The 13,149-nt window shown below is 72.5% G+C and carries 10 protein-coding genes; 6 read left to right on the top strand and 4 right to left on the bottom strand.

Annotated features, from left to right (window positions below):
* Nucleotides 1–41 precede the first annotated feature (41 nt).
* The gene (locus AC07AL_RS09290; RefSeq protein ID WP_363582038.1) at nucleotides 42–383 is read left to right on the top strand and encodes a DUF3817 domain-containing protein; all 342 of its coding nucleotides are present in this window, start codon (nucleotides 42–44) and stop codon (nucleotides 381–383) included.
* 199 nt (nucleotides 384–582) lie between these two features.
* On the top strand, nucleotides 583–2,283 hold the full coding sequence (locus AC07AL_RS09285) for a coenzyme B12-dependent isobutyryl-CoA mutase large subunit (protein WP_363582040.1): 1,701 nt from the start codon (nucleotides 583–585) through the stop codon (nucleotides 2,281–2,283).
* A 75-nt stretch (nucleotides 2,284–2,358) separates the two neighbouring features.
* Here the strand turns inward: AC07AL_RS09285 and AC07AL_RS09280 are convergent, their stop codons facing one another.
* Nucleotides 2,359–2,919: a TetR/AcrR family transcriptional regulator gene (locus AC07AL_RS09280; RefSeq protein ID WP_400806488.1), complete on the bottom strand. Its 561-nt coding sequence runs from the start codon at nucleotides 2,917–2,919 to the stop codon at nucleotides 2,359–2,361.
* A 494-nt stretch (nucleotides 2,920–3,413) separates the two neighbouring features.
* Between AC07AL_RS09280 and AC07AL_RS09275 the strand changes: the two genes are divergently transcribed.
* From AC07AL_RS09275 to AC07AL_RS09260, 4 genes are all read left to right on the top strand, one after another.
* Nucleotides 3,414–4,406, top strand: a complete 993-nt coding sequence (locus tag AC07AL_RS09275; RefSeq protein WP_363582044.1) for a tetratricopeptide repeat protein — start codon at nucleotides 3,414–3,416, stop codon at nucleotides 4,404–4,406.
* Nucleotides 4,407–5,125: 719 nt separating this feature from the next.
* Nucleotides 5,126–5,788 (top strand): DUF6230 family protein, encoded by a 663-nt coding sequence (locus tag AC07AL_RS09270; protein ID WP_063347768.1) that lies wholly within the window; start codon nucleotides 5,126–5,128, stop codon nucleotides 5,786–5,788.
* Between the two features lie 132 nt (nucleotides 5,789–5,920).
* The gene (locus AC07AL_RS09265) at nucleotides 5,921–6,562 is read left to right on the top strand and encodes a DUF6114 domain-containing protein (protein ID WP_363582046.1); all 642 of its coding nucleotides are present in this window, start codon (nucleotides 5,921–5,923) and stop codon (nucleotides 6,560–6,562) included.
* Nucleotides 6,559–8,019 (top strand): DNA polymerase III subunit gamma/tau domain-containing protein, encoded by a 1,461-nt coding sequence (locus tag AC07AL_RS09260; RefSeq protein WP_478317270.1) that lies wholly within the window; start codon nucleotides 6,559–6,561, stop codon nucleotides 8,017–8,019. Before AC07AL_RS09265 ends, AC07AL_RS09260 begins: the two co-directional genes overlap by 4 nt.
* A 101-nt stretch (nucleotides 8,020–8,120) precedes the next feature.
* On the opposite strand, the gene pyk is transcribed toward AC07AL_RS09260, so the two are convergent.
* From pyk to pta, 3 genes are all read right to left on the bottom strand, one after another.
* The gene (gene pyk / locus AC07AL_RS09255) at nucleotides 8,121–9,548 is read right to left on the bottom strand and encodes a pyruvate kinase (RefSeq protein ID WP_063347766.1); all 1,428 of its coding nucleotides are present in this window, start codon (nucleotides 9,546–9,548) and stop codon (nucleotides 8,121–8,123) included.
* A 94-nt stretch (nucleotides 9,549–9,642) separates the two neighbouring features.
* Nucleotides 9,643–10,857: an acetate kinase gene (locus AC07AL_RS09250; protein ID WP_363582050.1), complete on the bottom strand. Its 1,215-nt coding sequence runs from the start codon at nucleotides 10,855–10,857 to the stop codon at nucleotides 9,643–9,645.
* The gene (gene pta, locus AC07AL_RS09245; RefSeq protein WP_363582052.1) at nucleotides 10,854–13,007 is read right to left on the bottom strand and encodes a phosphate acetyltransferase; all 2,154 of its coding nucleotides are present in this window, start codon (nucleotides 13,005–13,007) and stop codon (nucleotides 10,854–10,856) included. Before pta ends, AC07AL_RS09250 begins: the two co-directional genes overlap by 4 nt.
* Between the last annotated feature and the right edge of the window lie 142 nt (nucleotides 13,008–13,149).

The following is a 13,149-nucleotide window of genomic DNA, read 5'->3' as shown; positions in this document are numbered from 1 at the left end:
GGCGTACCGGTCGATCCCTGCCGAACGAGGCGATGAAGAGTATGAAGGCGACCCCCCTGCTGGGCTGGTACCGGGCCCTGGCCATTGCGACCGGTGTGGCCCTGCTGGTGTTCTGCGGCTTCATGGTCGCGAAGTACGGCTTCGACGCGGCCGAGGACCTGACCACGTACGTCGCGATGCTGCACGGCTACCTGTACATCGGGTACTTCGTGGTGACCTTCCTGCTCGGGCAGAAGCTGAAGTGGCCGCTCGGCCGGATGATCCTGACCCTGGCCGCCGGCTGCATCCCGTTCGCGTCCTTCGTCTTCGAGCGCAAGGTGGTCCGCGAGGCCGCCGAGCGGCTCTCGACCGGCACGGACGCCCGCCAGCCCGCCGGCGTCTGATCCGACGCCCCGGCGAGTGCCCCTTCCCCCGCGGGGGAAGGGGCACTCGCGTGTTTCCGGGCCCCGGGAGGGCGGCCCGCGGCGTTTCGACCCGGGCATCCATCGACAGCTGCTAGGACGTCCGAGTAAATTAGTAGGACGTCCTAATAGCTGTGCCGCCCCGGTGCCGTGGCGGCCGTACGGAGCGGAGTTCGGGGTCATGGACGCCGAGGAGATCGAGCGCGGACGGCAGCGCTGGCAGCAGCGGTACGACAGCGCCCGCAAGCGGGACGCGGACTTCACCACCCTGTCCGGCGACGAGGTCGAGCCGGCGTACGGTCCCGCCCCCGGGCAGGCCGTCGAGGGCTTCGAGCGGATCGGCTGGCCGGGCGAGTACCCCTTCACCCGCGGGCTGCACCCCACCGGCTACCGGGGCCGCACCTGGACCATCCGCCAGTTCGCCGGCTTCGGCAACGCGCAGCAGACCAACGAGCGCTACCGGATGATCCTGGAGGCGGGCGGCGGGGGCCTCTCGGTCGCCTTCGACATGCCCACCCTGATGGGCTACGACTCCGACGACGCCAAGTCGCTCGGTGAGGTGGGCCACTGCGGCGTCGCCATCGACTCGGCCGCCGACATGGAGGTGCTGTTCAACGGCATCCCGCTCGGCGAGGTCACCACCTCGATGACGATCAGCGGCCCGGCCGTCCCGATCTTCTGCATGTACCTGGTCGCCGCCGAGCGCCAGGGCGTCGACCCGGCGGTGCTCAACGGCACCCTGCAGACGGACATCTTCAAGGAGTACATCGCCCAGAAGGAGTGGCTCTTCGCCCCCGAGCCGCACCTGCGGCTGATCGGCGACCTGATGGCGTACTGCGCCCAGGGCATTCCCGCGTACAAGCCGCTGTCCGTCTCCGGCTACCACATCCGCGAGGCCGGGGCGACGGCCGCGCAGGAGCTCGCGTACACCCTCGCCGACGGCTTCGCCTACGTCGAGCTGGGCCTGTCCCGGGGCCTGGACGTGGACGTCTTCGCGCCCGGCCTGTCCTTCTTCTTCGACGCGCACCTGGACTTCTTCGAGGAGATCGCCAAGTTCCGCGCCGCGCGCCGGATCTGGGCCCGCTGGATGCGCGACCGCTTCGGCGCCAAGACCGACAAGGCGCAGTGGCTGCGCTTCCACACCCAGACCGCTGGCGTCTCGCTGACCGCGCAGCAGCCGTACAACAACGTGGTCCGCACCGCCGTGGAGGCGCTGTCCGCGGTGCTCGGCGGCACCAACTCGCTGCACACCAACGCCCTGGACGAGACCCTGGCGCTGCCGTCCGAGCAGGCCGCCGAGATCGCCCTGCGCACCCAGCAGGTGCTGATGGAGGAGACCGGCGTCGCCAACGTGGCCGACCCGCTGGGCGGTTCCTGGTACGTCGAGGCGCTCACCGACCGGATCGAGCAGCAGGCCGAGGCGATCTTCCAGCAGATCTTGAACAAGAGCCGTCTCGACAAGGGCCGCGAGGACCACGGGATCGGCCCGATCACCTCCGGCATCCTGCGCGGGATCGAGGAGGGCTGGTTCACCGGCGAGATCGCCGAGGCGGCCTTCCAGTACCAGCAGTCGGTGGAGAAGGGGGACAAGCGCGTGGTCGGCGTCAACTGCCACCCGCGCAGCGTCACCCCCGAACTGGAGATCCTGCGGGTCAGCCACGAGGTCGAACGCGAGCAGGTGCGGGTGCTGCGCGAGCGCAAGGAGGCCCGGGACGAGGCGGCGGTGCGGGCCGGGCTGGACGCCATGCTGGCGGCCGCGCGCTCGGGCGAGTCGATGATCCCGCCGATGCTGGACGCGGTGCGCGCCGAGGCGACCCTGGGCGAGATCTGCAACGCGCTGCGCGAGGAGTGGGGGACGTACCGGGAGAACGCGTCCTTCTAGGACGTGCCGGTGGGCCGCCCCCTACGGAGCTTCTCCGTGCGGGGCGGCTTCGCCGTGCGTTCGGCCGGACAGGGCCTAGTCGGCCAGCAGGCTGGGGAAGGGGCCGAGCAGCAGGTTGGTGAAGCGGCGGGTCCAGTCGGCGGTGATCGGCTCGCCGCTGACCAGGACGCGGTGCTCGACCGTCCCGGCGATGGTGTCGAAGATGATGTCGATCTCCTCGTCGGCCGTCCGCGGGTCGGCGTCCGGGGCGAGTTCGCCGCGCGCCTGGGCGGCCGCCCGGCCCTGCCGGACCAGGCGCTTCTGCGGGTCGACGATGGCCTCCCGGATGCGGCGGTGCAGGTGCGGGTCACGGGTGCCCTCGGCGAACAGCGCGAGCAGCGCGGCCTGGGTCTCGGGGCGGGCCAGCAGGTCGGCGAACTGGGCGACCACCGCCTCGATGTCGGCCCGCAGGCTGCCGAGGTCGGGCATCACCAGGTCGTCGAAGAGGCTGGCGACGGCGTCCACCACGAGTTCGTTCTTGGACGGCCAGCGGCGGTAGAGGGTGGTCTTGGCGACCTTGGCGCGGGTCGCGACGTGGCCCATGGTCAGCCCGCCCCAGCCGAGTTCGGCGAGGGCCTCGCGGGTGGCGTCGAGGATGGCGCGGTCGGCGGCGGCACTGCGCGGGCGCCCCTTGGCCCTGGTCGTGGCACCCGCCGAGGGGGCGGGGCCGTCCGCGGTCTCCGGGCCCGTGACGTCCGGGTTCGCGGGGGGCTGGGGGGCCGGCAACCGGGCCTCCTTGCGCTCTACTGGTGAGTAACATGGGTGGGGCTGGTAACGGTAGCGGCTGTTCGCCCGTTCGGGCAGCCGGGCCGCCCCGGAAAGTGGGGCAGGTCACGTCGCGGAACCGCCGATGGGGCTTGCGGCCGGGACCCCGGCTCCAGTTACGCTACGACTCGTAGCGAAAGCAGTGACAACCAGGCGCCGCACCCGTGGGACGGGGCGGCGCGGGCGCGGGTGGGGATCCGCGCCGAACGGTTCAGGCTACCGGGGGAGGGCCACCGCGCCCGGGAATCCGCGCCGCGCGGCCCGTGCGGGGCGACTTTCCCGAGGTTGGTTGCCCGCAGGCGGCGCGGACGGGGGAGGATGGTGCCATGCAGCCACGGAATTCGCGTCTCAACAGCTCCGCCCTGCGCGGTGCGGTCGACCTCGCCGCAGTGAAGGCAGCCGGCGAGGCTGCCCAGAAGGCCGAGCAGGCCCGGGTCGAGCGGGCCCGCCAGGCGGCCGCCGACGAAGCGGCCGGGGTCGCCCCCGCGCAGTCCGCCTACGCGCTCGTCATCGACGTCACCGAGGACACCTTCGAGGCCGAGGTCGTCCAGCGCTCCACCGAAGTGCCGGTCGTCATCGACTTCTGGGCCGAGTGGTGCGGCCCCTGCAAGCAGCTCAGCCCGATCCTGGAGGGCCTGGCCGAGGAGTACGCCGGCCGGTTCGTGCTCGCCAAGATCGACGTGGACGCCAACCCGCTGATCTCCCAGCAGTTCGGCATCCAGGGCATCCCGGCCGTGATGGCCGTGGTGGCCGGCCAGTTGGTACCGCTGTTCCAGGGCGCCGAGAGCGCGGCCAACGTCCGCAAGGTGCTGGACCAGCTGATCCTGGTCGCCGAGCAGCGCTTCGGCGTGGTCGGCGGCGCCGGGGCCCCGGGCGAGGCGTCGGACGCCGCCCCGCAGCGGCCGGAGGACCCGGCCCTGGCCGCCGCGCACGACGCGCTGGACAGCGGCGACCTGGGCGGCGCCGTCCAGGCCTACCGGAACGTGCTGGCCGACCAGCCGGGCAACACCGAGGCCAGGCTGGGCCTCGCCCAGGCCGAACTGCTGCAGCGGATCGAGAGCGTGGACCCGCAGGCCGTCCGCGCCGCGGCCGCGGCCGACCCGAAGGACGTCGAGGCCCAGCTGCGGGCGGCCGACCTGGACCTGGTGGGCGGTCACGTCGAGGACGCCTTCGGCCGGCTGGTGGACACCGTCGGCCGGACCGCCGGTGAGGACCGGGACGCCGCCCGGCTGCGCCTGCTGGAGCTGTTCGAGGTGATCGGCCCGGACGACCCGCGGGTCACCGCGGCCCGCACCGCGCTGGCGCGCGTGCTGTTCTGACGCCGCCTCCGGTTCGGGCCCGGTCGGTCCCGGGCGGGTCCTGGCACGGCGGATGACCTGCGGTGTCGCCGGGTGATTTGGCGACAATCCGGTCAACCGGACAGAGGTTTACCAAATCTTGACAACACCCGTGGACAGTCACACCTGGTGACTGTCCACGGGTGTTTCGTTCGTGTTTCCGGCGGATTTCTTCGTCACGTTTCCTTCAAGACGTCACACACGGTGCATGTCGCGTCGATTTCATGATCAACGCTGTCGGGTGTTGCATTACCCGTCAGTAAGGAACCTCTTGTGCTTCGCCCGGGATTCGAGCACGATCGGCGACGCCCGGTCCCTGACTCCACACCCTCCGATCCGGTCGGCCACGTGGAGCACGGGATCCCCACCGGGTGATCCGTCGGCCCCGGTCGGCGGTAGGGAGGGCAGGGGGGTATCCGCGGTCCCACGGCGGTTCCTGTCCTTCGACCGGCCGCGCGGCCCTGCGCGGTCGCTGGTTGTCGCTCGGGGGTGATCGCCGATGTCGTCGGTCCTGCCCGCCGCCCCGCAAGGGCGGCCGGTGGAGGGACGGGAGTGCCGCTGTGTGCCGGCCGCTCCCGCGTCCGACGACGCCCAAGGCGCTCTCCGCTACCGAGGACGTAGCTCTCTCCCATCCCAGTCCCCCACCGGCGCGGGCGCGCCGCCGGGGAGCCGGAGATGTACGTCCTAGAAGGAGGACTCGCATGTCCCAGACCTACGGCAAGACCCGCTGGAAGCGCTTCGCACTGGTGATGGTGCCGAGCATCGCGGCCACCGCGATGGTCGGCGCCGCCATGGCCAACAACGCGCTGGCGGCTTCGTTCAGCGTCTCCGGCCAGAGCTTCAAGGTCACCACGCCGGAGCTGCACGGCAAGAACTTCGCCCAGTTCGGCTCGATCGACGCCGAGGTGAACGGCACTCCGCACCCGGTCGCGGTCTCGGCCTTCGACGAGGCCACCATCAAGGGCCTCTGCCAGTCGGTGGTGACCGACCCCAACGTCATCCCCGGCCTGCCGTGGAAGCTGCCCAAGATCGTCCTTCGCCTGGAGGCGGGCAACAGCGACGACGTCAAAAAGCAGGTCTACGCCAAGAACCTGCTGATCGACCTCGACCAGCTGAACGCGGACGCCGAGTTCACCAACATCAACATCGGCCAGGACGCCTCGACCCTCAAGGGCGAGGCCACCCAGGGCTGGAAGTCCAAGCTCGGCGGCCTGCCGTCCGGCGCGACCGGCTTCGCCCAGGCCGCCGACAAGGCCGACCTGTACAACGTGCAGCAGACCGCCTGGGCCACCTCGGCCGGCACCTTCAAGCTCCCCGGCCTGAAGCTCGCGCTGCACACCGACGGCACCGGCGAGTGCTACTAGGCCGTTGACGGGCGGCGGACCGGGCCCGGTCCGCCGCCCCGACGGCACCTGTGGGACCGGTGGTGGCGCGTGCGCCGTCGCCGGATCCCGTGTCTCGTCCATCCCTCGTTCACACCATCGAGGAGCTGCACCGTGTCCAGCGCCCTTGCCTCATTCCGGCCCGCCGAGCACGAGAACCCCGTCCAGTGGCTGCGCCGGGTGTTCCGTACCTTCCGTCGGACGCGGCCGTACTACGGCGGCCTGCTGGCCATGATCGCCGGCGTCCCGATCATGTACTTCCCGTACGCCAAGCTCTCGTTGGGCGGCATGACGGTGGCCATGGCCACCACGGCGGGCGCCGGATCGCTGATCATCGGCGTGCTGCTGATCGTGCTCGGGCTGACCGCGTGGTTCCAGCCGACCGTGCGGGTCTTCGCGGGAGTCGCCACCACGCTGCTGACGCTGGTCTCGATCCCGGTCTCCAACCTGGCCGGGTTCGGCCTGGCGCTGCTGCCGGGGCTGATCGGCGGCGGCCTGATGGCGTCCTGGGCGCCACTGCCGGAGCCGAAGGCGGCCAAGACCGCCGTCGCCGCGAGCGTCGCCGCCGAGGCCCCTGCTCCTGAGGCCGCCGCACTTGGGACACCGGCCTCCGAGGCCGCCGTCGGCGAGAGCGCGGCCGTCGTCGAGAGCGTCGCCACCGAGCCCGCGGCGGCCGGAGCGCCCACCGCGAAGCTGCCCGCACAGGCCGCGTCGAACGAGCAGGCCGCCGCCGTGGACCCGAAGGAGGCGCGGTGAGCGCGTCGGAGGACCAACCGCAGCGCGCCGGTCGACACGCGGCGCCGCGCACGCCCGTCCGGGTCCGGCTGAGAGGCCGCGCGTTGGCGATGGCCGCGGTGCCGACGGCGCTGCTGATGGCCGCCGCGTACACCCCCAACCCGGCCGTCGCCGAGTCGACGGCGGGCAAGCCCTGTGGGACCGCGCCCGCCACCGTGCCGGACGTCGCACCGCTGGAGACGCCCGTCCCCAAGAGCGAGCTGCCCGAGCCGCCGCCCGGTCCGTCCACGGCGCCCCCCACCGTGCCCTCGACGGCGCCCTCGACGGGGCCGAGCGCGATCCCCACCCAGACGCCGACCACCGCGCCCACCCAGCAGCCCTCCGCGCCGGCCGGTACGCCGAGCGCCGGCGCGACGCCGACCGGCGCCCCGACCGGCGCGGCCACCACCCCGGCGACCACCCCGGCGACCACGCCGCCGGCCGCCCGCTCCGCCGCTCCCGGCGGTTCGGACACGGTCCACCGGGCCGGGCTGATCGACGACGTCCTGGGCGGCGTCAACCACCTGCTGGACCCGGGTGGTTCACCGAGCCCGACGCCGAGCGCCAAGTCGACCGGCACCCCCGCGCCGGCCACCACCCAGGCCCCCGCGCCGGCCGTCCCGGCCCCGCGCACCGGGACGCCGGCCCAGCCGCAGGCCCCGACGACCGGGGCCCCGGCCGACGCGCGGCCCGGCACCCCGCCGCCCGCCGCCGACAGCGGCGAGCAGACCCCGGCGGGCGACCAGGCCTCGCCCGCCGCGACGGCCTCCGCCGCCGGTGGCCCGGCCGGCGGCACGACGGGGAAGCCGAGCGGCAAGGCGAGCCCGAGTACGGCCCCCGCCACCCCGTCCGGGGCCGCCGGCGACACCCCGGCGTCCTCGCCGAGCGCGAACCCCAACTGCGCGGTGGACACCAGCGGCCTGACCGCCGGCGCGCCCGCCACCGGGGACGTCGTCCCGCAGCAGAACTGGACGCTGGCGACCAGCCGGCTGGCGCTGCACGGCGCGGCCTTCCACGGCGTCTACGACGTGCGGACCCCGACCGGCACCAAGCGGGTGCTGAAGTTCGTGGTGGACAGCGTCGACATCGACAACCTCGACATGTCGACGTTGCAGGGCAACGGCAAGACCTTCCACGTGAAGGGCGCCCCCGGCTCGACCTCGACCATGCGCAAGGGCCCGGTCACGATGTACGTGGAGCGACTGTCCGGCCACCTCTCCAAGGTGCTCGGCCTGCCGATCCCGATCGACCTGGGCGAGATCACCCTCACCCCGGACACCCTGCCGCGCTGGCTGTACGACCTGATCGGCTCGATCCCGATCCCGCTGGACCTGGAGCTGACCGGGGTCACCGCCAAGCAGGCCGGCCAGTTCGGCGGCACGCTGACCATTCCCGGCATGCGCCTGTTCAACGACGACGCGCCCTACAGCGACAAGTAGGCGACCGGTAGCCGCGCCACGGCGGCGGCGACGTCGCGAGAACGCCCGTGGGGCGGCCCTCCACCGGAGGACCGCCCCACGGGCGTCGGAACCACGGGGTGTTACTCGCCCCGGGTGCCCAGGTGGTGCACCTGGACCATGTTGGTGTTGCCGGGGATGCCGGGGGGCGAGCCGGCGGTGACGATGACGGTCGCGCCCTCGGCGAGCTGGCCCATGCTGAGCAGCTCGCGGTCGACCTGGGCGACCATCGCGTCGGTGGACCCGACCTGCTCGGTGACGTGCGCCTCGACGCCCCAGCTCAGCGAGAGCTGGTTGCGGGTGGCGACGTCCGGGGTGAACGCGATCACCGGGATCGGCGAACGGTAGCGGGACAGGCGGCGGGCGGTGTCACCGGACTTGGTGAACGCGACCAGCGCCTGGCCGTTCAGGAAGTCGCCCAGCTCGCACGCGGCGCGGGCGATCGAGCCGCCCTGGGTGCGCGGCTTGCGACCCGGGTTGAGCGGCTGGAGGCCCTGGGAAAGCAGCTCCTCCTCGGCCCTCTCGGCGATCCGGCTCATGGTGCGGACGGTCTCGATCGGGTACTTGCCGACGCTCGACTCGGCGGACAGCATGACCGCGTCGGTGCCGTCCAGGATGGCGTTGGCGACGTCGGAGACCTCGGCGCGGGTGGGGCGCGAGGCGTGGATCATCGACTCCATCATCTGGGTGGCGACGATGACGGGCTTGGCGTTGCGGCGGGCCAGCGTGATCAGCTGCTTCTGGACCAGCGGCACCCGCTCCAGCGGGTACTCGACGGCCAGGTCGCCGCGGGCGACCATGATGGCGTCGAAGGCGAGGACGATCTCCTCCATGGCCTCGACGGCCTGCGGCTTCTCGATCTTGGCGATGACCGGCACGCGGATGCCGACCTCGTCCATGACCTCGTGGACGTCCTTGACGTCGTCCGCGTTGCGGACGAAGGACAGGGCGACCATGTCGACGCCCAGGCGCAGCGAGAAGCGCAGGTCGTCCTTGTCCTTCTCGGACAGGGCGGGCACGTTCACGGCCGCGCCGGGCAGGTTGATGCCCTTGTTGTTCGAGAGCACGCCGCCCTCGATCACCACGGTCTTCACCCGCGGGCCGTCGACGCTGACGACCTCCAGGGCGATGACGCCGTCGTTGATCAGGATCGGGTCGCCGGGCTTGACGTCGCCGGGCAGGCCCTTGTAGGTGGTGCCGCAGATGTGCTGGTCACCGGGGACGTCCTCGGTGGTGATGGTGAACTCGTCGCCGTTGTCGACGGTCACCGGGCCGTTGGCGAAGGTCGCCAGACGGATCTTGGGACCCTGGAGGTCGGCCAGGACGCCGATGGCCTTGCCGGTGTCCTCCGAGACCTGGCGGACCTTGCGGTACCGCTCCTCGTGGTCCGCGTGGTTGCCGTGGCTCATGTTCAGTCGGGCGACGTTCATGCCCGCCTCGACGATGGCCTTCAGCTGTTCGTAGGAGTCCGTCGCCGGACCCAGGGTGCAGACAATTTTCGCTCGGCGCATATGGATCAGTCTATCCGTTCGTGTTATAGGTGCATTCGGCACGAATCGTGAGGAATCGCCAACGAAGGATCCCGAGGGGCGAGACGGCGTCCGGTCAGTCCCCGGACCGCCGGTGGACCAGGGCGAAGGCCTGTCGGGCGATCTCCAGTTCCTCGTCGGTGGGCACCACGGCGACCGCCACCCGGGCGTACGCGGGCGAGATGATCCGGGCCTCGCCGGAGCGCACCGAGTTCAGCTCGGGGTCGACCGCGATGCCCAGTTCGTCCAGCCCGGCGGTGGCCGCCGCGCGCACCGGCGCCGCGTTCTCCCCGACGCCCGCGGTGAACGCGATCGCGTCCACCCGGCCGAGCACGGCGTAGTAGCCGCCGATGTACTTGCGCAGCCGGTGGATGTACGCGTCGAAGGCGAGCTTCGCGTCGGCGTCCCCGGCCCCGGCCCGGCGCATGATCTCGCGCATGTCGTTGTCGCCGCACAGGCCGCGCAGACCGCTGCGGCGGTTGAGCAGGTCGTCGATCTCGTCGATCGACAGCCCGCCCACCCGGTGCAGGTGGAACACCACACCGGCGTCGATGTCGCCCGAGCGGGTGCCCATGACCAGGCCCTCCAGCGGGGTCAGGCCCATCGAGGTGTCCAGGCAGCGACCACCGGCGACCGCCGAGGCGGAGGCGCCGTTGCCCAGGTGCAGCACGATCACGTTCACCTCGGCCGGGTCCTTGCCGAGCAGCCGGGCGGTGGCCCGCGAGACGTACTGGTGCGAGGTGCCGTGGAAGCCGTAGCGGCGCACCCGGTGCTCGTCGGCCACGGCCTTGTCGATCGCGTACCGGGCCGAGAACTCGGGCATCGAGGCGTGGAAGGCGGTGTCGAAGACGGCCACCTGGGGGAGGTCCGGGCGCAGCGCGCGGGCCACCTCGATGCCGGTGATGTTGGCCGGGTTGTGCAGCGGCGCGACCGGGATCAGCCGGCGGATCTCCTTGAGCACGTCGTCGGTGACCACGGTCGGCTCGGTGAACCGCTTGCCGCCGTGCACCACCCGGTGGCCGATCGCGGCCAGCTCGGGGGAGTCCAGCCCGAGGCCGTCGGCGGCCAGCTCCTCGGCGACGGCCTTCAGGGCGGCGGAGTGGTCCGGGAAGAGCTGCGGCAGCTCGCGCGGCCCGCCCGAGTGCGGGGTGTGCACCAGCCGCCCGCCGGGCTCGCCGATCCGCTCCACCAGGCCGGAGGCCAGCCGGGCACCGTCCAGCATGTCGATCAGCTGGTACTTCACCGACGAGGAGCCGGCGTTCAGGACGAGAACGCGCGTTCCTTCGCTCATGCCTTCGGCTCCTTCTCGTCCTGGGCCTGGATGGCGGTGATCGCGACGGTGTTGACGATGTCCTGGACCAGCGCGCCGCGCGAGAGGTCGTTGACGGGCTTGCGCAGGCCCTGGAGGACGGGGCCGACCGCCACCGCGCCCGCCGAGCGCTGGACCGCCTTGTAGGTGTTGTTGCCGGTGTTGAGGTCCGGGAAGATCAGCACGGTCGCCCGGCCCGCCACCGCGGAGCCCGGCAGCTTGGTGGCCGCGACGTGGGCGTCCACCGCCGCGTCGTACTGGATCGGGCCCTCGACCAGGATGTCCGGCCGCAGCTCGCGGACCAGCTCGGTGGCCTTGCGGACCTTGTCGACGTCCGCGCCGGACCCGGAGGTGCCGGTCGAGTACGAGAGCATCGCGACCCGCGGCTCCACCCCGAACTGGGCGGCGGTGGCGGCGGACTGGATCGCGATGTCGGCCAGCTGCTGGGCGTCCGGGTCGGGGTTGACCGCGCAGTCGCCGTACACCAGCACCTTGTCGGCCAGGCACATGAAGAAGACGCTCGACACGATGGCCGCGCCCGGCGAGGTCTTGATCACCTCGAAGGCGGGCCGGATGGTCGCGGCGGTGGAGTGCACCGCGCCGGAGACCATGCCGTCGGCGATGCCCTCCTGGACCATCAGGGTGCCGAAGTACGAGACGTCGGTGACCACGTCCAGCGCCAGCTCGACGGTCATCCCCTTGTGGGCGCGCAGCCGGGCGTACAGCTCGGCGAACTGGCGGCGCAGCGGGCTGGTGGTCGGGTCGACGATCCGGACCTGGGCGCGGTCGGTGCCCGACTGCTCCTGCGGGAGGTCGATGCCGAGGCTCGCGGCCTTGCGGCGCACCGCGTCGGCCTCGCCGAGCAGGGTGAGGTCGCAGATGTTGCGGCGCAGCAGGATCTCGGCCGCGCGCAGCACCCGTTCCTCGGTGCCCTCCGGCAGGACGACGTGCCGCCGGCTCGCCCGGGCCCGCTCCAGCAGCTCGTGCTCGAACATCATCGGGGTGACGCGCTCGGACCGGCCGACCTCGATCAGGTTGGTCAACTCGGCCGTGTCGACGTGCAGTTCGAACAGCCCGAGGGCGATCTCGGCCTTCCGCGGACTGGCCGCGGTGAGCTTGCCCTCCAGGTGGGTGAGGGCCGCGGCGGTCGGCCAGCTGCCCTCCGGGACGACCGCGACCGGGGTGCCGGGGGCGAGTCGGGCGGCCAGCGCCATCACGTTCGGGCCGGGGTGCTGGCCGAGCGTCAGCAGCACGCCGGCGATCGGCGGGGCGCCGGCGGCGTGCGCGGCCAGCGAGCCGATCACCAGGTCGGCGCGGTCCCCGGGGGTGACGACCAGGGCGCCCTCGGTCAGGGCGTCCAGGAAGGTGGGCAGCATGGCGCCGCCGAAGACGAAGCCGCGGACGTCCCGGGCCAGGCCGGCGGCGTCCCCGAGCAGGACCTCGGCGCCGGTCGTCTCGACCAGCTGGGCGACGGTCGGCGCGGCCAGCGCCGGCTCCTCCGGGATGACGTAGGCGGGGATCGGCAGCTTCTCGGTGAGCTTGCGCTGGATCCGCTGCTTGGCGCCCGGGGCGACCCGGTTGGCGATCATCGCCAGGGTCTCGCAGCCCAGGTCGGTGAACGCCCGGTGGGCGTTGCGGACCTCGGCGATGACGGCCTCCGGGTCCTCGGCGTGCCCGCCGACGACCGGCAGCACGGCGGCGCCGAACTCGTTGGCCAGCCGGGCGTTGAAGGCCAGCTCGTCCGGGATGTTGGTGTCGGCGAAGTCGGTGCCGAGCACCAGCACCGCCTGGCAGCGCCGCTCCAGCGCGCGGAAGCGGTCGACCAGGGCGGAGACCAGCTCGTCCTGCCCCCGGGCGGCCTGCAGCGCGGCGGCCTCCTCGTAGCTGAGCCCGTACAGCTCGGAACTCGGCAGGTCGATCCGGTACCGGCCGCGCAGCAGCTCCACCACGTGGTCCGAGCCCGGCTCGGACCCGGCCCGGTGGCCGGCAGACGCCCCCGCGTGCGCGTGCACCAGCGGCCGGAACACCCCGACCCGGTCCACCTGGCGGGTGAGCAGTTCCATGACCCCGAGTTCGACCGCCTGCCGGCCGTCCCCCCGGTCGATACCGGTCACGTACACGCTGCGCGCCACGTGGGTGTCTCCGTCCCGTCGTCTCGGAATATGGCCATATCGACCATACCTTCGCACCACGAACGGGCGTCCGCGAGCAGAGCGGCCGAGTCGGGGCAAGGGCTGAACGTCCTGGGCGTGGGGTTTGCGCCGCCGCCCGCCC

Source organism: Kitasatospora sp. NPDC043949, from assembly GCF_056435365.1.
This window is presented reverse-complemented; position numbering and strand designations above follow the sequence as displayed.